The sequence below is a fragment of the Arthrobacter sp. N199823 genome (genome assembly GCF_002929705.1).
In the GTDB taxonomy this organism is placed as follows: Bacteria; Actinomycetota; Actinomycetes; order Actinomycetales; family Micrococcaceae; genus Specibacter.
In genome coordinates this window covers 374012-395261 of sequence record NZ_PJIN01000003.1, presented here as the reverse complement: position 1 = coordinate 395261, position 21250 = coordinate 374012, and the positions used below count along the sequence as shown (strand labels likewise).

Here is a 21250-nt window from a genome sequence, read left to right as displayed (position 1 = left end):
GCGGGGCGGGGCGTGGCGTGGCAGTGCAGGGCGGGGTTAGATCAGCCCGGCCGAGAGGTTGTTGGGCGTACCGAAGCGGTGCGCCGTGATACTGACGGCCTGCTCGTGCAGGAACGGCAGCATCTCCACGCGCCCGGCCTCGGTGACCTCACCATGGTAAATGGCCAGGTCAGGACGGCCGTTGCTTGCCTCGTACACCGCTGCAGCGTCCCCACCAATGAGGCGGATGCGCCCGGCACCGAAGCGCTGCGCATGAGCCAGCCACTCGGAATCGTTCTCGGCGGTAACGGCAATGCGCAGGCTCAGCAGCAGCGCCTTCAAAGCGCTGGGAAGTTCGACGCCGGAGGAGACTTCCGGAGTGGCCCCGGCGAGGAGTCCTGCCGCGAGTACGCGCATGAGCTCGGCCATGGATCCGCCTTCGGCCAGACGAACCAAGGGGTTTAGCGGCAGGTAACGGAACACGTTGCGCTCGGCCGACAACGCCGAAACATCACGGGCTATGCCGAACTCCTGGGCCCATGCCGCGGCGTCGCTGTGGAGCGCGCGCGTCAAAAACCCCAGCTCGTCGGCGGACAAATCCGAGGCCGCGTTCAGCATCTTGCGGGCAGAGTCGCCCAACAGTGCGGTGGCCTTGGATTCGGCCGAGGTCCAGGAACCCAGGCCCACCAAATAGTTGGGTCCACCAGCCTTGGTACCCGCACCAACAGCGGACTTCTTCCAGCCCCCGAAGGGCTGACGCTGCACAATAGCGCCGGTGATACCGCGGTTCACGTACAGATTTCCGGCTTGGACGGTGTCCAACCAGAGGCCAATCTCAGCGGAATCCAGTGAGTGCAGACCAGAGGTGAGCCCGTAGTCAATGGCGTTGACCGCGGCAATGGCGTCTTCGAGCGTCGCGGCCTCCATGACACCCAGCACCGGGCCGAAGAACTCGGTCAGGTGGAAGTTGGAGCCAGTTTTGACACCTGTGCGAACACCAGGTGACCAAAGCTGGCCGGTTGCGTCCAGCTGACGCGGTTCAAGGGCCCAGCTCTCACCGGCGTCCAAAGTGGTCAGCGCGCCCAACAACTTGCCGGAGGCCGGTTCAATGATGGGCCCCATCTGAGTGGTGGCGGTTTCCGGATACCCAACAGCGAGGCTGGCGGCCGCGTCCATGAGCTGGTTGCGGAAGCGCTTGGACGTGGCTACGGAGCCCACCATGATGACCAATGATGCTGCCGAGCACTTCTGGCCCGCGTGGCCGAATGCCGACTGCACAACGTCCTTGGCGGCCAGATCCAGATCGGCGCTGGGGGTGACAATGATGGCGTTCTTGCCGGAGGTCTCGGCCAGCAGGGGAAGATCAGTGCGGAAACTCCGGAACAGTTCCGCTGTCTCATAACCACCTGTGAGGATAACCCGGTCGACGGCGGGGTGAGACACCAGGGCCTTGCCAAGATCGTTCTCGCCAAGCTGCACCAGGGCCAGCACCTCACGGGGCACACCGGCATCCCACAGGGCCTTGACCATGAGGGATCCGCTGCGCTGCGCCTGCGGTGCCGGCTTGATGACCACGGCGGAACCGGCGGCCAGCGCGGACAAAGTGGAGCCTGCCGGGATAGCCACGGGGAAGTTCCACGGCGGGGTCACCACGGTTAGTTTCGCTGGGACGAAGGACGCGCCGTCGACCATTTCCAAGTCTTTGGCCCTCTCCGCGTAGTAGTGGGCAAAGTCCACTGCTTCACTGATTTCGGGATCGGACTGGTCCAGGGTCTTGCCGGTCTCGGAGGCCATAACCTCCATGAAATCGGCGCGACGGGTGTTGATGAGATCCCCGGCGCGGTGCAAGATTTCTGCGCGCTGCGCACCGCTCATGGCACCCCAGGCTGCACCGTGCTCAAGTGCGGTGTCCACAATGGTGTTTAGCTGCTCCAGCTCGGTGACAGTGGTCTCGGCAACCACGTCATTGCCCAGCACCGAGCCGGGGATGCGGGCCAGGATCTCCTTACCCCAAGCCTGGTTAGGCACCAGCGAAGGGTCGGTATCCGGAGTATTGGCGAATCCGGCTGCCGCTGCAACAGCAGGGAGGTTGCGGTCCTGGATGCGGTTGGTTGGCGGAACCGTGGTGTCCAGATCGGCCAGAGAAGCCAGGAAACGCTCCTGCTCGCGCGTGAACAGGGCCTCATTCTCGGACAGTTCAAAGACGGCCGACATGAAGTTGTCCTGACTAGCCCCTTCCTCGAGGCGCCGGATCAGGTAAGCGATGGCGACGTCGAATTCGCCCGGGTGAACCACGGGTGTGTACAACAGCAGCGATCCGACATCCTTGCGGACGGCTTCGGCCTGGCCGGTGGCCATGCCCAGCAGCATTTCAAACTCGAGCGCTCCCATGGTGGTATCGATGCCGCGCTGCTTGGCGAGGAGCCAGGCGTGGGCCACATCGAAGAGGTTGTGCCCGGCAACGCCAACGTGGACGTTGTTGATGTGCTCGGGGGTCAGCGCGTAATTCACGATGCGCTTGTAGTTGGTGTCGGAATCCTGTTTGGTACCCCAGGTGGCCAGTGGCCAGCCAAAGACCGAAGCCTGAACCTGTTCCATGGGCAGGTTGGCGCCCTTGACGATGCGGACCTTGACGGCGGCACCGCCCTCGGCGCGGCGGGTGGCGGCCCACTCTTGCAGATCGATCATGGCGGCGAGGGTGTCCGGCAGATAGGCCTGGAGCACAATCCCGGCTTCGAGCTTCTTGAACGCGGGCTTGTCCAGGATGCGCTTGAACACCGCGATGGTCATGGTGAGATCCTTGTACTCCTCCATGTCCAGGTTGATGAACTTGGGCTTGGCGAAGGAGTTGGCCAGCGTGTAGAGCGGGGTGAGTTTCTCAACGATGTGATCGACGGCGTCGTCGAAGGCCCACGGAGAGTGGGGTGCCACGGTGGAAGATTCCTTGATGGAGACGTAGTCGACGTCGTCCCTCGCCAGGAGCTTCAATGTCCCCTCCAAGCGGCGGGCGGCTTCATTTTCGCCCAAGACGGCTTCACCGAGAAGGTTTACGTTTAAATCAACGCCATCCTTGCGGATCTTAGCGATGGCCGGGCCTAGCTTGGCGTCGGTGGCATCGACAATGAGGTGGCCCACCATCTCGCGGAGCACCCTGCGGGCAATGGGAATGACCAGCTGCGGGAGGATCGGGGCCATGACTCCACCGAGGCGGACGGCACTGCGCATATACCAGGGCAAAAAAGCCGGAACTTTGGGGGCCAGGATGGCCAGGTTGCGGGCTGCAACTGACAGATCCTCAGGACGGACCACGCCGTCAACAAAGCCAACCGTGAAGTCCAGCCCATTGGGGTCCTTCAGGACACCTGCCAGACGCTGGGCTGAAACATCAGCCGGGAACGTGGCGGCCTCGCTCAGCCAGTGCCGGACAAGAGCAACGGTTTCCTGAGCAAGATCATTGCTGGGAACCGGAATGGTCGCGGCGGTGGCCGCAGGGACAGTGCTTGTCATAGTTGTTGTGTGCTTCTTTTCTGCTGGTGTCCAATAAGCTCAGGTGGCCGCGCGCACCGCATCTTGCGGCTGTGATTCGCGTACCCTTCAGCTCCAGTATGAGACCAATGTTCAATTAGCAAAAGTGGTGTTTTATGATGATTACTCAACACTTTTTCTTAACAAATCCGGAGGGGCGATGCTCGAGCTAAAACGGCTCCGATTGCTGCGCGAATTGCATATTCGCGGAACCTTGGCCGACGTGGCCGCAGTGATGCAATACAGCCCCTCTGCCGTGTCCCAACAGCTGGCGCTGCTGGAGAAAGAGGTAGGTGTCCCACTGTTCCGCAAGGTGGGCCGCCGCGTGCAACTCACAGCACAAGCAGAAATTCTTGTGGAGCACACGGCCGAGCTTTTGGAAACGCTGGAACGCGCTGAGGCCGATATGTCCGCTTCTTTAACGACCGTGACGGGAACCGTGAAGCTGGCCGTTTTCCAGTCGGCGGCACTAGCCCTGATCCCGGCCATGCTCACCTCCATGGCGCACGCCTACCCGGATGTCCGCATTGAGATGGTTCAGCGGGAACCCGAAACTGCATTGCATGAGACCTGGGCTCGGGACTTTGATCTAGTGGTTGCCGAACAATATCCCGGCCATGCGGCGCCCCTGCATCCGGAACTGGACCGGGTGGTACTGACCACCGATGCCATCCGCCTGGCAGTCCCCGCCGAAGGTGTCAGCGGCGGCATGAGCCGCTTACACACCGGGCCCATCACCAGCATTGCGGACACCGCGCAGCTGCCATGGGTCATGGAACCACGCGGCGCGGCATCGCGACATTGGGCCGAACAAGCGTGCCGGCAGGCCGGTTTCGAGCCGGATGTACGGTTCGAAACGGCGGATCTGCAGGCTCAAATCAGGCTTATTGAATCGGGCAATGCTGTGGGACTCATGCCAGATTTGATGTGGACGGGGCGCCCTACACCCGTTGCCCTGATCGATTTGCCCCAAGCACCCCGACGCACCATTTTCACATCAGCCAGACGGTCCAGCCGCCGTCGTCCGGCCCTGCTGGCCTGCCGAGACTTACTCCAGCAGACAGCCGAAGAGCTCGCCGCCGAGAATCGAAGCTAACCGTGAAAAAACTGGTAGCCGCCTCGGGTCCGTCCGCGATGTTCCTTGCAGGACTACTTCTGCTCGTCACTGGGATATTGAGCCCGGCGTCAGCACTAGATCTGGCTTCCCGCACGGTGCCGATCTTGCTCTTTGTCGTTGCCATGACAATCGTGACGGAATTGGCGGAATTGGCAGGGCTCTTCCGATTCGTCACCGCCAGAATGGTCCGCTGGGGTGCCCAGTCAACATCGGCGAGGCCCTCCGGTGGGCGCGTCCTTGTCCTCTGGCTGCTGGTGGTTGCGCTGGCTACTCTCAGCACCGTCTTTTTGTCCCTAGATACGACGGCGGTGTTGGTCACCCCGGTGGTGGTGACACTGGCCCGGCATGCCCGCATCCACCCTCTGCCATTTGCGCTGACCACCGTGTGGCTGGCCAATACGGCGTCGTTGTTCCTGCCGGTATCAAACCTGACCAATCTGTTGGCCCAGCATCAGCTAGACCTTCGCCCACTCGGATTCATCGAGCTACTGTGGGCTCCGGCTGTGGCGGGAATTGTGGTGCCCATGCTTTTTCTGTGGCTGTTGTTCCGCAAAGATCTGCACGGCAAGTACCAGGCACCGACAGTTCCGCCGGTGACAGACAAGCGGATTTTGGTACTCAGTGCCATCACCGTGGCGCTCCTGTTGCCCGCGTTGGTGTCAGGTATTGCGGTGGCTATTCCGGCCAGCATTGCGGCGATTTTCCTGCTGATTGTCTTCATGACCCGGCGCCCCTCGGTTCTCCGGTGGTCCATGGTGCCGATCCAACCATTATTGCTGACAGTTGGCCTATTCATGGTGGTTGCTGCCTTCCACGATCATGGCTTGTCGCAGGCTCTGGGCCCGGTGGCTGGCACAGGGAACGGATTCCTGAGCCTGCTCCAGCTCGCTGGGACGGGTGCGTTGAGCGCTAACGGCGTCAACAACCTGCCCGCCTACCTGGCTTTGGAGCCACTAGCCGATACCCCGCTCCGACTCGCGGCGCTGCTGATCGGCGTCAATCTGGGTCCATTGATCTCTCCATGGGCATCGCTGGCAACCTTGTTGTGGCATAGCCGCCTCAAGGCCATGGGCGTCAACATCTCTTGGGGCTCCTACGCACTTGCCGGCCTGTGCTTGGTGCTGGTTCTGCTGCCCACGGCTGTCCTGGCGCTGTGGCTGAGCGCTGGTTTACCCAGCTAAACCGGGCCACGATGGCTAGGCCACCTCTAGTAGCTCCCCCACCTCACACTCGAGCGCACGACAAATAGCCACGAGCGTGGAGAAGCGAATAGCTTTGGCCCTGTCATTTTTCAGGACAGAGAGGTTCACAATGCTGATATCAACGAGCTCCGCAAGCCGCGTCAGTGTCATGCCGCGCTCGGCCAGCAGCTCATCGAGGCGGCAGTGGATCCCGGATTCTTCCTCGTCTGCCATCAGATGAGCCCTGCCGTATCCTTTTGGACCTTACTGCCCTGACGGAACAACTCAGCAAGCACCATGAGCACCAGGCCTATTCCAATGGGCCAGAAGTTGAATTCCCAGGAGTAGGCGATTTGTGGCAGGCCGACGATGTTGTGGATGTCGGTCCACTCGATGGTCTCTCCTGACATGCCCCACGCTGTGGCACCGAGGACCTCATTGGCAGCCATGGTGCCGCCAAAAAGCTGAGCAATCTGCCACACCATTCCACCGATCATGACGACGCCGGCAACCTGCTGAACGCCTCTGACGAGTTTTGCTCCAAAGAGTGTCTTGTTCATAACGGAGGAGCACATTCGAATAATGACAAGCCCGACGACGACAAACAACGCGGTTTGCGCCAGCCCTGCGACCATCAGCATGATGCGCGTCTGCATCGCCAGTCCGCTCAGGCTCACGTCGGCCCCTGTAAATCCGCCACCCTCCACCACGGCCAATGGATTTTGTACCTCCACGGATTCCGGCAGCGACGGCCAGAACTCTTGCACAGGTAACCGCACAGTGACGGCGTCTCCCCACACAATGGTTGCGGCAGTGCTCAGCCCACCCACCACACACGCGGCCACGTAAAGCCAGGCGATGCGCCGAGTGGCCCGAACCATCACGCCTCCCGCCACAGCCTCCGGGTCCTTTACGGTGCGCCTGCCCATGAACAGGATCATGGCCACGACTGCCAGAACCGCCACCACAATCAACCATGACCACCCTGTTGAAAAGACCACCAGAACACCCCAAACTTAACGTTGATCGATAATAACGATAAACGTTAAGCTATCAGTTGCTGCCCACATTACCAAGCCCTTCCCAGCACTGCATGCGACCATGGATCCATGACCACCACACACCAGGGCCCCATCGCGGTCTGGGATGCTGGCGCCCCGTATTCGCTGGCCCAGACGTTGGGCATCATTGGGCGCGGCCCTGGCGATCGGACCGTGCGGATCGCTCCGGACAACGCATGGCTGGCCTTCAATACCCCCGCCGGCCCTGCCACTTTAGGCATTTCTCAGCGAGGCACCGAGTTGCATGCGCGGGCTTGGGGTCCGGGCGCCGGCCATGCTCTGGATTCTGCCCCGGCGCTGCTGGGTGCCCAGGACGACTGGTCCACTTTTGACTCCCCTGCCGTTACCGAGACGCTCCCTCTCCGCGTTCGGGAAGCACGACGGTGGCACCCGGCACTGCGCCTGCCTGCCACTGGGCGCATGGTTGACGCCCTGGTGCCGGCCATTTTGGAGCAGAAAGTCACGGCACTTGAGGCCCGCCGCGGCTACGCGATCCTGTTGAAAAAGTTCGGCTCGGCAGCCCCCGGCACTGGAACAGATGCAGCGGTCCCCGCCGATTTGATCGTCGCGCCGACACCTGCCCAATGGGCCGCCATTCCATCCTGGGAATGGCACAAGGCTGGCGTTGGACCACAGCGTTCGGCCACGGTTCAGCGGATGCTACGGTCGTCGTCGGGCTTGGAGCGTTTGAGTGCCCTGCCGGCAGCAGAGGCTGGCAGCAAGCTGCAAAGCATTCCAGGCATTGGGGCTTGGACCGCAGCGGAAGTCACCCAGCGCACGCACGGCGATGCCGACCACGTGGCGGTGGGCGACTACCACCTTGCCGCTTATGTGGGCTGGGCACTGGCCGGAGAACCAGTGGACGACGCGGGCATGCTGGAACTTCTTGAACCGTGGCGCGGGCACCGCCAGCGCGTGGTGCGGCTGCTACAGCTCAGCGGTTTCCGCAAACCCACATTCGGGCCGCGGATGAGTATTCAGGACCATCGCGGACACTAACTCGCTGTTCGGAAACAGTACTGCGGGCGTTCATAGAGCGGAACAACTTCCCGCCCGAACCCTCGTATCGCCTAGGCTGGTTGCATGAGCGAGATCATCAACCTACAGGCCACTTTTATCCCCAACGAGGGCGAATTCTTCCGTGTGAAGCTTGCATTGGACATCGCTATTGAGCAGGTCGTCGAAGAGACTGGCTGCATCCAGTATGAAATCACCGAGGAATCGGAAGAGAAGATTGTTTTGACTGAGCAGTGGGCCTCCGAAGAGGACCTGACCAAGCACAGCAAGGGCATTGCCGTGCAGGACCTCAATGAATCCCTCAGCGCCCTGCTGGTAAAGCCGGTAGAGCTGGTTCGCACCTAGAGATACAGCCTTCAGAAACAGCATCGACCCGTGAGTTAAGGCTGCTTAGACGAATCTAAGCAGCCTTAACTCACGGGTCGATGCTGTTGATGGAGGTTTCAGGGCCCGACAGCGGACTGTTACTCGGCGGCGGTACCTTCGGCGGCCTTGGCGGCGACGGCTGCATGAACTTCGCTCATGTCCAGAGCCTTGACGGCGTCAATGACGGATTCCAGTTCGGTACCGTTCAAGGCGCCGGGCTGGGCGAACACCAGCACCTTTTCGCGGAACGCCATCAACGTGGGGATGGAGGTGATGTTGGCTTCGGCGGCGAGTTGCTGCTGCGCTTCCGTATCCACCTTGCCGAACACAACGTCGCTGTGCTTTTCGGAGGCAGCCTCAAAGGTGGGCGCAAAACGCACACAGGGCTGGCACCAAGAAGCCCAAAAATCAACGATCACAATGTCGTTGCCCTCAATGGTGGGGCCAAAAGATTCCGTGGTGATTTCTACTGTAGCCATGCCTTAACCGTACGGGATGAGCCTCCCGTTTGGCTGTGGTTTCGCTCACCGCGTGAGCACTAAGCGGTCATAGTCACACATCTGGGACCGTTCCGTGCGGGCAGATTCATGGAGCCGTGAACCGAAAGTCACACTCAGTTCACAGCTTATTCATCTGGCCCGTGCAAGCTTGCGGTATTGAGTAAGTAGATAAGGAAGCAGCGATGACTTTCACACCAGGAGAACCCATGACCCGCCGCATGCACCACCGAGCCTTTATTAATCCTGAGAACCACGATGTGTGGCCCGCGTTGCCCAAGGATGCACCGGTGGCCCTGATTAACGATCGCGGCTGGCGATTGTCGGGCCGCGTGGAGACCATTTCCCACGACCGCCAATGCCTGTGGATCCAGCTTGACGCCGGCATGGGCCGCCAATTGATTCACCATCAGGATGGTTTTGTGTTGGAAAGCGACAACGAGGCCCTCTGATCCTCACCGCTGACAGCAAAGTGCCCGGCCCCACAGGGACCGGGCACTTCTTTGATGCGCAGCGTTAGAGCGTGGCTCTAGACCTTTGACTTGCGGTAGCCGGCCTTCTTGGCGGCAGCCTCGGTGGTGAAGCAAATCTCAGGAGTGGTCTTCGCGTAGAACCGCTGGTTCTTGAGGTGGTAGATCTTGCTCGGCGCGTTGCCCTTGATGGGGGCCCATGACGGGCAGTTCCACTTGCTGGCGGGCTTAGACGACGTCGGTTTGGGAGCCGGCACCACCTTGACCACACGTACACTCGTGGACGATGTCTTGTAACTGCCCTGAGCCGGGAGAGTTACGGACCATTTGCCGGTAACCGTGGCCACTGCGGCCGCTTTGAATGAGCCCGATGAATTGGTCTTCAGCGTGCGGACCAGCTTCTTAGGGGCAGAACCATCAGCGTCAAAGTAAACCTTCACCGTAACGGCTCCGGTCTTGACCCAGGTCTTACCGGAGGGGCGCTGCACCAGGCCGGAATAGGTGATGCTCTTACCCTTGACAACTGTGGCAGGACCGGCCGTGAAGTTGGCAATGCGGGTGGTTGTCGTGGCAGCCGCATGAGCCGAAGTCGGCGCAACCAGCAAGGGCAGCACGACGGCCACCGCAGCCAGAACAGCGAACAGGAAATAGCGCAGCTTTCGCGAGCCGAGGCGCATGGAAATGTTCAAGCACTCCCCCAAGGGATATGGCCGGGAGAATACCCTTCCGGCAGATAATTTATAAGACGCTTGCCAAACATTATCCAAGACTGTCCGTTTGGTCATACTTGTGCGCACATATGACGCGCCGTCCCTGCTTTGAGACGAGATCCACGCCAACCAGTGCTTAGTCTTCTGGGCCAATCATCGAGATGAACTCCTGCGCATCCGCCACCCCAATGTCGGCGTGATCACGCAGGAGGCGAGCAGCGTCGTCGTACTTTCCGGATAGCGCGAGTTGGCGAATCTGGGCGTAAATCTCCGCATTCAGACGCGTGCTGACCACCTCACGGACCTCATCACCTTGCGAGACAATGGCGCGGTACCGGTAACTGCCCGCGGCAGCAATAGGCTTGGCACGTGATTCCGGCTTGAGCTCCGGGGATGAACTTGCCGGCGTCGCTTGCGTGGCGGGGCCTGCGTTGATGATGTCCTCCACGGTCAGCGGCCCTTCCTGAATGCTGGGCTCAGGCTGCGCGGCGGACCCGTTGTTGGGATGTTCGACGGCGGTCGCGGCGGCCGGGCGCTCGGGCGTGGGTTGCGGAAATTGGGCCAAGGCGGCCACAGCTTGCGCTGCGTCACTGAGGCCCAGACGGGTCGCCTTGCGGTATTCCTTGACGGCGTTAAGCACCTGATGCCTTGCGATCAGAGCGTAAACACTCCTGTGCTGTTCCGGGCTCAGCCTGGCACTGGCTTCCTGCGCGTCTTCCCGCGTGATTTCACGGCGCGATCGCTTGTTGGCGGCCACCTTGGGTGCAGTGCCAGCCCCAGTTGCCTCTACTGTGGCCCGTGGCGGCTGGTTGCGCCGTCCCACAAGCCGGGATCCAACAACCACAGCAATGACAATGGCAAGCACAATGAGCAGCGGCACGACGTATTCCATGCCTTAACTGTAGTTCGCCTTTGGCAGCCAAGCCGTACCGGATTGGCAGAGCCTGGTCCGAAATCGGCGCCACCGGAGCCCACTCCCGCTCAGTGAGGCTCAGGAAATGAAAAAACCCGGAACCTTGCGATTTTACTCGCGAGGTTCCGGGTTTCCCGTTTGGTGGCAGATACTGGATTCGAACCAGTGAAGGCGTTGCCAGCTGATTTACAGTCAGCCCCCTTTGGCCGCTCGGGTAATCTGCCATGGCCAAACCGGACCCAAACTTCGGGTCCGACTTTCGCTCCCAACAAGTGGAAGCAGTAAAACTGTACAAGGAATTTGCTCAAGAATCTAATCGAGAGCACCAAGGTGCCAAAATTGGCGTCAATCACACTACATTCGGTAGACAATTCGGCCCCAGCGGGACCCGCCTTGTCGCCCCAAGAAGGCCCGCCGGTGAACGCCTCAGACGTCGCGTTGGATCCGTTTGACTAACTGGCTTTCCAAGAACGCCGCCTGCTCAGCCGTAATCTGATGCAACTCCACGGCTCGGGCCATGTCTTCCTGAACGCCAGCAATCCGAGTCGGCGCGGAATTTGGCGGGGACCCGATGATGCTTCCGGGTTCAAAACTTGAGGATGATCCGCCAACCAGAGCGGGTCCGCTCAAGACAGTCACTGCGGCAAGAGTTACTGCTGCAACGGCACTTCCCACTGTTTTCCGGCTTGGCTTGTGCCTCGCGTCGGAATGACGGGAGGCTACTGAGCTGCCGGCCGGGGACTCAGCGGTAGGCGGTGGCACGGGGTCTTCATCTAGTTTCATGGGTCCTCCTCAAACTGACACTCTTTCCACCTTCTACAGTGCACAGCCCACATGTGCGCTTGCCGCGTGATCGCTCGGAGGACACTGTGAGCGGCACGATGCAGCGCAAAACGGGCACTCTGGTCACTGGCCAGCTAGGCTAGGAGGCAAATCAACCACTCAAGTTTCCAAGCCTATGGAGGAATCATGGCCAGCGAGTCAACGTTCGACGTCGTCAGTAAAGTCGATAAGCAAGAGGTCGCCAACGCCCTGCACCAGGCCCAGAAGGAAGTAGTCCAGCGCTACGACTTCAAGGGCGTGGGTGCCGAGATCGATTTCAGCGGCGAAAAGATCTTGCTGAAGGCCAACTCCGAGGAACGTGTCATGGCCATCATGGACGTCTTCGAATCCAAGCTGATCAAGCGCGGCATCTCCCTGAAGTCCCTCGACGCTGGTGAGCCCTTCGCCTCAGGCAAGGAATACCGTCTCGAAGCCGAGATCGTCGAAGGTATTGCTCAGGACATCGCGAAGAAGATCAACAAGCTCATCCGCGACGAGGGCCCCAAGGGCGTCAAGTCCACCATTCAGGGTGATGAACTGCGCGTGAGCTCCAAGAGCCGCGACGATCTTCAGGAAGTCATGGCCATGCTGCGCAAGTTCGAGGACGCCGATCTGCAGTTCGTCAACATGCGCTGATCCCCAGATCCTCCTCCGCAATCACAAGAGGCGCTGACCTGCGGAATGTTCCCAAGAGAGTATTGGAAACATTCCCCCGGTCAGCGCCTTTTTGCTCTTGTCCGCAGCCCTCTGACCGGCATAGTCTTCCCTTGACCCTAGATCTATCCCTTAGCAAGACAAGACGTATGGAGCTGCCATGAACTCTCAAGAAATTCCCGCCGGAGCACCGTGCTGGATTGATCTGATGACCTCCGACATCGCCAAGTCGCGAGATTTTTATGCTGCTTTGTTTGGCTGGTCCTACGAGGTTGGGGATCAGGAAATGTACGGCGGTTACACCATGGCCTTCAAGAACGGAAAGAGCGTTGCCGGGCTGATGCAGAGTCAGGAAAATGGCGAGGGATACCCTGATATGTGGACAACGTATCTGCGTGTTGATGACATCGAGGCCACCATGGCCGCAGCCAAGAACGCCGGTGCCATCGCCTACATGGAGCCCCTGAATGTCCCTGAACAGGGCAAAATGGCCATGCTCGGCGACCCTAGCGGTGCCTCAATCGGGTTGTGGGAGTTCGGCGGCCACACTGGTTTCCAATCGCACGAGGAAAACGGCGCCGCCGCTTGGCATGAGCTCCACAGCAAGGATTACCCGGCTGCTGTGAGCTTCTATCACGATGTGTTCGGCGTGGAAACCTCAGTCATGAGCGACACCCCCGAGTTCCGCTACACCAATCTGGTGGACGGCGACAAGGAGCTGGCGGGCATCATGGACGCTGCCGGGTTCCTGCCGGACCAGATGCCATCCAACTGGCAGATCTACTTCCAGACGGACGACGTCGATGCCACCATCGCCACGGCCCTCACCTTGGGTGCCACCATCATCAACGCAGCTGAGGATTCCCCTTACGGCAGGATTGCAGGTCTGAGCGACTGCACCGGCGCCATGTTCAAGCTGGTCCAGCCCCAGGCCTAGCTTCAGGCACACAAGCAAAACAGCCCGCAGCCACGGCCACACTCCTTGATGAAAAGGGATGGGGCCGCTGCTGCGGGCGCTCTTGCATGAGGGTCGGTTACAAGCCCAACTCGGCCATGGTCTCAATGGACGCCGCATCCATCAGGCCCATTGCCACGACAGGGCTGGTAGTCAAGCCCAACCATTTCTGGTTGCTGCCCGTGGAGGTGTTGTACAGAATCGGTAGCCGGGTTGACCGGTTAAGGTCAAGGGACCGGCTCGGCGTAGCCACCGACGTCAAATGTCCGTCGGTCAGGTACGTCCACCGCTGCGTGAGGTTTGAGGTCTCACACGCAGACGGGCGGCTGGGATTGCTGCTCGTCAAGCACAGCTCTGGATGGGCGCCGTTGTGGACTGCACCGCGTACATCCATGAACCATTTCTCATCCGCGGCCCCCGTGCACTCGGTGGCCACAGTGGCAGCTGTGGGGACGCGGGCTTCCAGCGATCCGTCGTCGTTCGTGAAGAGCTTGAGACAGTATCCATCCGCAACTCCAGAATTGCCACGATCAACCTTGATGACGGAGCCTTCCGGCACCACCTGGGTATCCACGGAAGCCAGCAGTCCTGAACTCTTCAGCAGCCCTTTGAAACGTGCCTGCGTGGCCTCCGTGGAAACCGTGTCCTGGTAGTAGCGCAGGAACTTACCCGCGTTGCCCGCAGCCGTCTGATGCTCCAGAATGGTCTCTGCCACGGTCTTGGCAGCCGGGCTCAGGAGATCTAGGCTGTCTTGCCAGGAGTCCAACGCCGTGTTCGAGGACTTACTCAGCAGCGGCAAGTCGCTTGACGCCAGTGCCTCCAGCTCGGTTTGCAGGGCAGGCAACTCAGCGTCGCGCACTGCCGTGTAACCGGCGTCCTGACCAATGGTCACGGCTGCCGCCATGGCGGGCAGATCCGTGGCAATCGTCATGCGATCACCGTACTGGGACACCACGCCGTCCTGCTTGCAGGAGAGCTGAGCCGCTGTGGGCTTGTCAGCTTGGGCAATATTGATGTTGAACTGCAGCGCGTTAGCCACGGGGACACCGGCTACGCCGCCGCTGAGCGCGAACTGCGTTGAGGTGCCATCAAGAAAGTCAACGTCCATCCAGCACACACGATTAGCCGGCGGCCCGTCGAGAACCGGCGCAGGGTAGTTGAAGGCGTTTCCGTAGTTGGAGCGGAATGCTGGGTAGAGCACTGCCTTCGAGGCATTAGCAGGGACGTAACCACCTAGTAATGTCACAACGGGCACCCCCACCGCAGTGGGACGGAGTGCGTTGAAGGACGCGTTGACCGCCTTGGCGTCAAGGTAACTCTGCGTTGCCGCATCCCAGTTGCGGTATCCGCTGGGGTAGTCCAAGTCTGGGACAACGGTCTTCCATGATTCCTGGATCCGGTCTGCGCTATAGCCGGTGTGGAAGGTGTAGTTGGAGTAGTTTCCCTCTTGCCAACCTCCGGACATGGCATCCTTCAAGTAGTTGTAGGATCCGGCAAAGGTCTCCTTGAACGTGACACCGTTGATGCCTATGCCATCCGGCTTGAAACTACCCATTTGGAGGTTGGTGCGCATAGCGTCGCGGTAGGCATTCCAGCCCCAGCCGGACTCGGAGTGGTGCGTGGTGTTGATGATCGCGGCGTCGCCCGTGAGTGAATTATTCTGTCCCGGGTAGTGCCCCAATCCGTAAGAGTGACCCAACTCGTGGCTGAGTTCATTTCCGCTGGATGCGTACAGCGTAGCCATGCCGTTGCCGCCCGAGAGGCCGTGTTCGGCTCGTCCATTGGCGTAGAGTCCGGCCGAGTGGTGGATGATCCGCTGGTTGTACAGGGACGGCTGCTGCTGGTTCATGGGCCCGGAGGTCTGGCCAAAGTTGGCCAGGTTGATGCCCGTGGAGACCTGGGCCTTGCCCACGTTTTCACGCATGTCCCCCGAATACACATCGCCGTTGCTCACGGAGGGGCTGCCCGGCGTGTAGATGTTTCCATTGGCCACAATGACCTTCTCCAGCTGGACACTTTCATACTTAGCCATGATCAGCTTGGACACCGGGATGGTCTGGAAGTAATCCGCTGCCGATTCTGCTGGCTTGTTAATGAAGGCATGGTCGCCGTTCATATTGGGCGTGGTCAGCATGCCCAATTCAATGTTGTTGATGACTAATTCTGCTGGCGGTGCCATGGTGATGTTCGACGCCGGAAGGGTGCCGTTTGCGCCGCTAGCGTCAGTGAAGCTCAGCTCAAGTCCGGGGACAACCACATCCCAGGGCAGGTCAACGCTCCACGCCCGCTTGGAGTACACCACAGCCGGGCGCCCGGCCGGGAAATTCGCATCGGTTTCGGGCAGGGCGTCGGGGGCATTCAGCACAAACACGCCCTTGGCGACGCCCTTAACACTGGCGGTGACGCTGACTGAGCTGGTGGCTGCGGTAGGCGTGAAGAGTAGCAAGGCTGCACGCTCAGCCACCAGATCCGGCATATCGGTGGCGTCGTTCCCGGCGGGATTGATGGTGTGACTCTGTGCGAACTCCGCCATTCCTGTGAGGGCTCCGGCAGACAGATCGTTGCGGATGACTCTCGGACCCCCAGTCTTATCAACATCGTGGAAGCCCAGCCCACGGTCGGGTCCGCCAGCGTTGAGGTATCCGGAGAAGGGATCAGCCAGCGGCGTACCCAGTTTGGCGGCGTCAGTGGTGATGGTGCCGCTGGTGGCCCCAGCTTTCCACGTGCTGATCGGCTGGAAGAACCCCGAATCCAACTCCTCACGAGTCACGGTGTGCCTGGTTGTGGTGCAGCTGTAGCTGGCACCGGCCTTGAGGTTAATGAAGCGGCAGTTTCCGGCACCGTCGGCCGGAACGAAGGGGGCAAATGGCCCTGATTCGGGGGTCACCGTAACAGTTGTGGTGCCATTATTTTTGACTGTGAAAGTGTAAGGCAACGCCTCAGCCGGAACGTACGGATTCGTCGCCGTGTTGCGCTGCGGGTTACTGGGCGTGCCGGAAATACTCACCTGCCCCACGGAGGTGTCGACCTTTGCGCGCAAAGCAACGGGCGCCGTCGAAAGCGTTTTGCTTTCATTGCCAACCCTCCACGTTGTGGCCGTCGCAAAGCTGCCGGCAGCCAGATCCGCTGCCGTCACAGTGTGTTTGGGTGTCGCGCAGGTATAGTTGGCTCCTGCGCTCAGCCCGGCCCAACGGCAGTTGCCAGCGCCGTCGGCAGGAACAAAGGGGGCAAAGCTACCCGAAACCGGCACCACTGTCACGGTTTGTGAGCGGTTGTTGGCAACCTTGAAGCTGTAGGATATTTCCTCCCCCACGGTGTAGGGGTTGATCAAGACGTCACGGCTCGCATCACCAACCTGGCCGCTGATGGTCAGTCCGCTGAAGTCGAGCTCAGCGGTTCCTGCGGCCAGCACGGACGCTGCCGCATCGAGGGGAATGGTAGGGGCGGCCAGTGCTGGTGTCGTCATGACGCCCACTCCTGCGAGCATAACGGCCAAAACCGCACCTGCCACGGCCGTACTTTTTCTATTTGCGCCGCCAAATGGCGAGGTTCTCTTCACGGAGTTCCTAGGTGTCGGGGGTACACAGTGCCCGTTGGCACGGCACCCGGCGTAGAAATCGTGGCCCAAAGGACACTGTCCAGATAGGACAAAAGGATCTGTCGCGAGCGCAAGGACACCGCCCACAGCTGCTGCCCCCGTTGCGCCACTGTGAAGAAATTAGCACTTTTGTAGCAAGGCCACCGCGAAATGTCGCCTAAAGTTATCGGTAACACAACAAATTGCACCTTTGGTGCAGTCCAACCGAGGAACACTGCCCAAAGAGACAGTCACGCAAGCCAGCATCAAACTCCGTGGCTCAACTGCCCGGTTCCACCAACCCGGTATCGTAGGCAAGCACCACGGCTTGAACCCTGTCGCGGAGATCAAGTTTGGCCAGGATCTTGCTGACGTGCGTTTTTACCGTCTGCTGGGCAATGAACAGTGCAGCGGCGATTTCCTGGTTTGATTGACCCCGGCCAATCAACGTCATGACCTCAAGCTCCCGTTCCGTGAGACCTTCGAGCCGCTCTTGGGAAAGCTCCGGCCGTGCCCGTGAAATGGCAAACTGCTCGATCAGCCGCTTCGTCACGGAAGGAGCGAGCAAAGCCTCCCCGGAGGCCACAATGCGGACAGCTGCCACCAACTCCTCCGCGAGCGCATCCTTGAGGAGAAAACCACTGGCCCCCAATTGCAGCGCATCGTAAACGTAGTCGTCCACATCGAAGGTTGTCAGCATCAGCACATGAGTGGCCTCTGATTCAGAGGCATCGGCGAGGATTCGGCGCGCGGCCTCTAATCCATCCATGACGGGCATGCGAACGTCCATTAGCACCACGTCGGGGCGGTGCGTGGCCGCCATCTCCACGGCCACAGCACCGTTCTCGGCCTGCCCCACAATCTCAATGTCGTCTTGGGCGCCAAGCAACGCGGCAAACCCTTCACGGACCATGGCCTGGTCATCCACTACTAACACTCTGATGCTGACGCTCATGCTCGGTTGCCTTCTCTGCCGTTAGTGGCGATGAGTGGCAGTTTCGCCGTGACGGAGAAGCCACCGTCGAGAGTTGGCACACACACCACCGCACCGCCCACAATGGCAGCACGCTCCCGCATTCCGATCAGGCCCTGCCCCACGTGGGGGCCCTTATCCAGCTGCGCCATGACGGCCCCTATGTCCGAGCTGGAGTTGATCACGGAGATGCTCAGGCTGCCGCTCTTCATGGAAAACCTCACCTGTACCTGAGCACCGGGTGCGTGCCTGATGACGTTGCTCAGCGCTTCCTGCACAATCCTGTAGGTGGTCAAGGCGATGACCTCGCCAATGTCGTGACCTTCGACGTCGGACAGCTCGGGTTCTGCGATGCGTATCCCCGCAGAACGGGCCGAGGCAAAGAGTTGGGGCAGATCGGAAAGGGTGGGCTGTGGCCCCAGCTCGCGCCCCGCTTCCATGTTGCGTAGCGAACCGAGCATGCTGCGCATCTCCGTCATGGCCCGGCGAGAGTTTGCGGCAATGTCATCGAACTCTTTCTTGAGTTCGTCGCTGAGTCCGGCGTGCCGGTAGCTGGCTGTGGTTGCCTGGACCACCACCACCGACATTCCATGGGCCACCACATCGTGGAGCTCGCGGGCAATGCGGGTGCGCTCCTCAGCCAATCTGCGCCGCGACTGTTCCTCAGCGCTGACCGTGCGTTCGGCGGCAAGCTCCGTGCGCAGATGTTGCCATTGCTGGGCAACCACGGCAGCCACCATGAGCCCACCGGATACAGCGGCGAAAATGACAACATTGTTTTGGGCGCCGTCCGACTGCCCATGGGGCATGGTCAGATAATTGGAAATAACACCCACCATCACACTGGCCAGCCACGCAGCCGATGGAACCATCCAATGCATGCGCAGCCCGGCAACGCCGATCACCAAAACTTGGGTGATCATGGCAACCACGCTGAAAGGCATGGGTGCTGCCCCCACGGGATCGGACACCAACGGCATAACAATCAGGGGCACCAGTGACACAATCACACCAGCCACGGGTCGGGCAGCAGTCAATCCCAGCGACGCCGAGTGCAAAATGGCCATCCCCAGCGCGAACGGCAGGGACATATGGTACAAACTCATATTCAGCGGCGCGCCCACGGCAAGCAGCGCGATGCAGACAACGGCCGTTCCCAGCCAGACCCAGCTAATCCCCTTCATGCGCCAAAGGTTCACTGTATTAAAGGGTATGAAAGCTTCAGCCCCGGCGCTAATCTGATGACCGGGCGCTGCGACTACAGGTGCAGTCCCGTGATGGTGCTCAGAAGTTTTGTCCGGATCGGAGCTCTTGGCCGGATCTGATCTTTTGTCCGGAGCGGAGTTATTAGTTTTCTTCATGCCCGGCGTCTATATTCTCCGTGGTCATTTCAGCTGTGGGTCCGTCGGCGTCCAAACCCTTCAATCCTCCGGCTGGTTCACCATGCCAGGCTTGAATGCGCCAGCCACCCGGCGCGGAACTGCCCGTGGGCTCGCCGTCCAGGATGACAATGCCGGTGTTGGACAGGTCGTGATATTTGGGGTCGGCCCAATCGATATTGACACCCCTGTGTCCCGCCCAGAATCGGATCATGGCGCCGTGGCTGACCATGGCGACGTTCTGGTGGGCAGCGGCGGCTTCTTCAACGACGGCGTCGAAGCGTGCCAAGATCTCAAATCCGGTGTCGGCTCCGGGCATGCGGACCGAGAGATCCCCCGTTAGCCAGGATTTAACGGCAAACAGATAGGCCTCTATCGAGGCTTTGTCGCCTTTCATTTCCAGATCGCCTGCGCTGATCTCCCGCAATCCGTCCCGAACCACCGGTTCAAGGGTGCGTGCGGCAGCCAGTGGAGCCGCCGTCAACGCCGTGCGGGTCAGATTTGAAATGTACAGGGCTCCAATGCTCTGCCCTCCAACAGCGTCGGGAATGGCGGCTGCCTGCAGTTCACCCAGGGGCGTCAGACCCGGTCCCGGGACAGCGGTATCCAGAACACCACGTACGTTGTTGGGGGTCTGGCCGTGCCTAATCAAGATCAATCGCATGATTCCATTCTGTCTTACTCCAGGACGTTACGTGCGGGGCTCAACTGCGTTGCGTTAGGCTGACAAGAAATTACACTGTCCGGGAGGTACACGTGCCAGTTGCACAAGAGCAATTGTTCACTTCGACATTTTGGAGTATTCGGCGGCCCAAAGCTCCTCTGACAGACGGTCATTTCGTGATCCGGCTCAATGATCCATCCATTGCGTTCGGCCCCGACTCCGCAGCCGACCTCCTGCGCTGCTACGGTGCACTGCGGCGAGCCCTGACCGAGCTGGTGGGCGCAACGGGAGCGCAGTTGTATATCTCGCGGAACTGGCAGCCCGTGGGCGACGCCATTGGCGAGCCGGTTGCCGAGACGTCCACCCCCTCGCTGCACACCTTTTTTGTGTGGCCGGGAAGCACGACGGCGGCTTCCGCGCTTGTCCGCCCAGCTCACCATCGTTCAGCGGTGCAGCGCACCGAAGACGTAGACGATGGCTTGCGCGAATGGCTGGCCAGCAACACGGAGACCAAGTCAGAGCCGGGCTCCGAGGGCCCTCTGCCGAGCGATTCACCAGCGCCGGAGGGACCGTCAGTACCCGCAGAATCGGCGCCTGAGGGGTGGGAGAACCGTGCGTTCCATGTCGAGCCAGCCCGCGCCATACCCGGCAACGATTTCAGGGTTGGACACTGGACGGCTCTTCCCCGTTCTCCCGTTGCTTCACTGGATCAGGTGGACACGGCGGCGCTGTTGGAACTAGTCCAGGGCATTGAAGACATTGCCTGGCATACCAGCCCCAGGCATGCTGGCATCTCTGTCTGGGCCACAGATCTGTGGGGTGCCTGGCCGAGCATTGAAATTTTCGCCCGCGAGCATGGCAACGATGACCGCCTTGCTAGCTTCGTTGAGGCTGGAGGCCTGGATCTGCCGCATCCGGATGGGACGGTCCCTGCTGGGGCTGTTCCGGCGGAGAATGCCGGGACAAGCGCCAAGCCATCGCCTACTGTAGAGAAATGAGCAACAACTCCTCCCTCAATGAAGACCAGACCACACAGGTTATAGCCCTCGCCATGGACCTGGCTCGCGACGACAAGGGCGCTGAACTGGCCGATTTCCTCGACCACGGGCTTGATGTGGACGTCCAGGACGCCGGCGGCAACACCCTGCTAATGCTGGCCGCTTACAAGGGCAACGCCGGCACTGTCTCCATGCTGCTGGCGCACGGAGCCAACGTGGATCTGCGCAACGAGCGGGACCAGTCGCCCCTCGCAGGCGCCCTGTTCAAGGGCGAAGACGCGGTGGTCGCGCTGCTCGTGGCAGCCGGCGCGGATCTCGATGCAGGAACACCCTCTGCTCGGGCCACAGCCGCCATGTTTGGCCGCGAACACCTCCTCGGCTAGCCTTCCTGG

At 60.5% G+C, this 21250-nt stretch carries 20 protein-coding genes and 1 tRNA gene; 9 read left to right on the top strand and 12 right to left on the bottom strand.

All coding sequences use genetic code 11. The features are described from left to right. Nucleotides 1-36: 36 nt before the first annotated feature. A complete protein-coding gene (locus CXQ93_RS09035; protein ID WP_104110102.1) occupies nt 37-3486 on the bottom strand; it encodes a bifunctional proline dehydrogenase/L-glutamate gamma-semialdehyde dehydrogenase in 3450 nt (1149 codons plus the stop codon). A gap of 178 nt (nt 3487-3664) precedes the next feature. On the opposite strand from CXQ93_RS09035, the gene CXQ93_RS09030 reads away from it, so the two are divergent. Further along, nucleotides 3665-4600 carry a LysR substrate-binding domain-containing protein gene (locus CXQ93_RS09030; RefSeq protein WP_104110101.1) on the top strand — a complete coding sequence of 312 codons (936 nt, stop codon included), beginning with the start codon at nt 3665-3667 and terminating at the stop codon, nt 4598-4600. A gap of 2 nt (nt 4601-4602) precedes the next feature. Further along, entirely contained in the window at nt 4603-5802 is a 1200-nt protein-coding gene (locus CXQ93_RS09025) for an SLC13 family permease (RefSeq protein ID WP_308470613.1), read from the top strand. Nucleotides 5803-5817: 15 nt separating this feature from the next. On the opposite strand, the gene CXQ93_RS09020 is transcribed toward CXQ93_RS09025, so the two are convergent. Together CXQ93_RS09020 and CXQ93_RS09015 are read right to left on the bottom strand one after the other, a co-directional pair. Beyond that, entirely contained in the window at nt 5818-6036 is a 219-nt protein-coding gene (locus CXQ93_RS09020) for a helix-turn-helix transcriptional regulator (RefSeq protein ID WP_104110100.1), read from the bottom strand. Further along, nucleotides 6036-6803, bottom strand: a complete 768-nt coding sequence (locus tag CXQ93_RS09015; protein ID WP_104110099.1) for a DUF2975 domain-containing protein — start codon at nt 6801-6803, stop codon at nt 6036-6038. Before CXQ93_RS09015 ends, CXQ93_RS09020 begins: the two co-directional genes overlap by 1 nt. A 108-nt stretch (nt 6804-6911) precedes the next feature. On the opposite strand from CXQ93_RS09015, the gene CXQ93_RS09010 reads away from it, so the two are divergent. Further along, nucleotides 6912-7862, top strand: coding sequence for a DNA-3-methyladenine glycosylase (locus CXQ93_RS09010; protein ID WP_104110098.1), 951 nt, complete (start codon nt 6912-6914; stop codon nt 7860-7862). Nucleotides 7863-7946: 84 nt separating this feature from the next. Next, entirely contained in the window at nt 7947-8225 is a 279-nt protein-coding gene (locus tag CXQ93_RS09005; RefSeq protein ID WP_104110097.1) for a putative quinol monooxygenase, read from the top strand. Between the two features lie 119 nt (nt 8226-8344). On the opposite strand, the gene CXQ93_RS09000 is transcribed toward CXQ93_RS09005, so the two are convergent. Then, nucleotides 8345-8725 carry a co-chaperone YbbN gene (locus CXQ93_RS09000; protein WP_104110096.1) on the bottom strand — a complete coding sequence of 127 codons (381 nt, stop codon included), beginning with the start codon at nt 8723-8725 and terminating at the stop codon, nt 8345-8347. A gap of 203 nt (nt 8726-8928) precedes the next feature. Here CXQ93_RS09000 and CXQ93_RS08995 point away from each other — a divergent pair, with 203 nt between their 5' ends. After that, nucleotides 8929-9195 (top strand): hypothetical protein, encoded by a 267-nt coding sequence (locus tag CXQ93_RS08995; protein ID WP_062286548.1) that lies wholly within the window; start codon nt 8929-8931, stop codon nt 9193-9195. Between the two features lie 77 nt (nt 9196-9272). On the opposite strand, the gene CXQ93_RS08990 is transcribed toward CXQ93_RS08995, so the two are convergent. From CXQ93_RS08990 to CXQ93_RS08975, 4 genes are all read right to left on the bottom strand, one after another. Next, nucleotides 9273-9902, bottom strand: a complete 630-nt coding sequence (locus CXQ93_RS08990) for a hypothetical protein (protein ID WP_146073201.1) — start codon at nt 9900-9902, stop codon at nt 9273-9275. A 157-nt stretch (nt 9903-10059) separates the two neighbouring features. Continuing rightward, nucleotides 10060-10815, bottom strand: a complete 756-nt coding sequence (locus tag CXQ93_RS08985; RefSeq protein ID WP_146073200.1) for a hypothetical protein — start codon at nt 10813-10815, stop codon at nt 10060-10062. A 160-nt stretch (nt 10816-10975) separates the two neighbouring features. Next, a tRNA-Tyr gene (locus CXQ93_RS08980) sits at nt 10976-11060 on the bottom strand. A 202-nt stretch (nt 11061-11262) separates the two neighbouring features. After that, entirely contained in the window at nt 11263-11619 is a 357-nt protein-coding gene (locus CXQ93_RS08975; RefSeq protein ID WP_104110093.1) for a hypothetical protein, read from the bottom strand. Between the two features lie 186 nt (nt 11620-11805). Here CXQ93_RS08975 and CXQ93_RS08970 point away from each other — a divergent pair, with 186 nt between their 5' ends. Then, nucleotides 11806-12294: a YajQ family cyclic di-GMP-binding protein gene (locus CXQ93_RS08970; RefSeq protein WP_062286543.1), complete on the top strand. Its 489-nt coding sequence runs from the start codon at nt 11806-11808 to the stop codon at nt 12292-12294. 178 nt (nt 12295-12472) lie between these two features. Beyond that, nucleotides 12473-13249, top strand: coding sequence for a VOC family protein (locus CXQ93_RS08965; RefSeq protein WP_104110092.1), 777 nt, complete (start codon nt 12473-12475; stop codon nt 13247-13249). Nucleotides 13250-13346: 97 nt separating this feature from the next. Here the strand turns inward: CXQ93_RS08965 and CXQ93_RS08960 are convergent, their stop codons facing one another. The 4 genes from CXQ93_RS08960 to CXQ93_RS08945 form a co-directional block, all read right to left on the bottom strand. Continuing rightward, the gene (locus CXQ93_RS08960) at nt 13347-16733 is read right to left on the bottom strand and encodes a M66 family metalloprotease (protein WP_181036099.1); all 3387 of its coding nucleotides are present in this window, start codon (nt 16731-16733) and stop codon (nt 13347-13349) included. Nucleotides 16734-17124: 391 nt separating this feature from the next. After that, nucleotides 17125-17799, bottom strand: a complete 675-nt coding sequence (locus CXQ93_RS08955) for a response regulator transcription factor (RefSeq protein WP_104110090.1) — start codon at nt 17797-17799, stop codon at nt 17125-17127. After that, nucleotides 17796-19001 (bottom strand): sensor histidine kinase, encoded by a 1206-nt coding sequence (locus CXQ93_RS08950; RefSeq protein WP_181036098.1) that lies wholly within the window; start codon nt 18999-19001, stop codon nt 17796-17798. The genes CXQ93_RS08955 and CXQ93_RS08950 overlap by 4 nt, the downstream gene beginning before the upstream one ends. A 163-nt stretch (nt 19002-19164) precedes the next feature. Next, nucleotides 19165-19860 carry a histidine phosphatase family protein gene (locus CXQ93_RS08945; RefSeq protein WP_104110088.1) on the bottom strand — a complete coding sequence of 232 codons (696 nt, stop codon included), beginning with the start codon at nt 19858-19860 and terminating at the stop codon, nt 19165-19167. 176 nt (nt 19861-20036) lie between these two features. Between CXQ93_RS08945 and CXQ93_RS08940 the strand changes: the two genes are divergently transcribed. Together CXQ93_RS08940 and CXQ93_RS08935 are read left to right on the top strand one after the other, a co-directional pair. Next, nucleotides 20037-20858, top strand: a complete 822-nt coding sequence (locus CXQ93_RS08940) for a hypothetical protein (RefSeq protein WP_104110087.1) — start codon at nt 20037-20039, stop codon at nt 20856-20858. Further along, nucleotides 20855-21241: an ankyrin repeat domain-containing protein gene (locus CXQ93_RS08935; RefSeq protein ID WP_104110086.1), complete on the top strand. Its 387-nt coding sequence runs from the start codon at nt 20855-20857 to the stop codon at nt 21239-21241. Before CXQ93_RS08940 ends, CXQ93_RS08935 begins: the two co-directional genes overlap by 4 nt. The last annotated feature ends 9 nt before the right edge of the window (nt 21242-21250 follow it).

Coding starts and splice junctions, on each gene's coding strand:
- CXQ93_RS09035 (WP_104110102.1), bottom strand. CDS start 3,486: ATGACAAGCACTGTCCCTGCGGCCACCGCCGCGACCATTCCGGTTCCC.
- CXQ93_RS09030 (WP_104110101.1), top strand. CDS start 3,665: ATGCTCGAGCTAAAACGGCTCCGATTGCTGCGCGAATTGCATATTCGC.
- CXQ93_RS09020 (WP_104110100.1), bottom strand. CDS start 6,036: ATGGCAGACGAGGAAGAATCCGGGATCCACTGCCGCCTCGATGAGCTG.
- CXQ93_RS09010 (WP_104110098.1), top strand. CDS start 6,912: ATGACCACCACACACCAGGGCCCCATCGCGGTCTGGGATGCTGGCGCC.
- CXQ93_RS09005 (WP_104110097.1), top strand. CDS start 7,947: ATGAGCGAGATCATCAACCTACAGGCCACTTTTATCCCCAACGAGGGC.
- CXQ93_RS09000 (WP_104110096.1), bottom strand. CDS start 8,725: ATGGCTACAGTAGAAATCACCACGGAATCTTTTGGCCCCACCATTGAG.
- CXQ93_RS08995 (WP_062286548.1), top strand. CDS start 8,929: ATGACTTTCACACCAGGAGAACCCATGACCCGCCGCATGCACCACCGA.
- CXQ93_RS08985 (WP_146073200.1), bottom strand. CDS start 10,815: ATGGAATACGTCGTGCCGCTGCTCATTGTGCTTGCCATTGTCATTGCT.
- CXQ93_RS08975 (WP_104110093.1), bottom strand. CDS start 11,619: ATGAAACTAGATGAAGACCCCGTGCCACCGCCTACCGCTGAGTCCCCG.
- CXQ93_RS08970 (WP_062286543.1), top strand. CDS start 11,806: ATGGCCAGCGAGTCAACGTTCGACGTCGTCAGTAAAGTCGATAAGCAA.
- CXQ93_RS08965 (WP_104110092.1), top strand. CDS start 12,473: ATGAACTCTCAAGAAATTCCCGCCGGAGCACCGTGCTGGATTGATCTG.
- CXQ93_RS08960 (WP_181036099.1), bottom strand. CDS start 16,733: ATGACGACACCAGCACTGGCCGCCCCTACCATTCCCCTCGATGCGGCA.
- CXQ93_RS08955 (WP_104110090.1), bottom strand. CDS start 17,799: ATGAGCGTCAGCATCAGAGTGTTAGTAGTGGATGACCAGGCCATGGTC.
- CXQ93_RS08950 (WP_181036098.1), bottom strand. CDS start 19,001: ATGAAGGGGATTAGCTGGGTCTGGCTGGGAACGGCCGTTGTCTGCATC.
- CXQ93_RS08945 (WP_104110088.1), bottom strand. CDS start 19,860: ATGCGATTGATCTTGATTAGGCACGGCCAGACCCCCAACAACGTACGT.
- CXQ93_RS08935 (WP_104110086.1), top strand. CDS start 20,855: ATGAGCAACAACTCCTCCCTCAATGAAGACCAGACCACACAGGTTATA.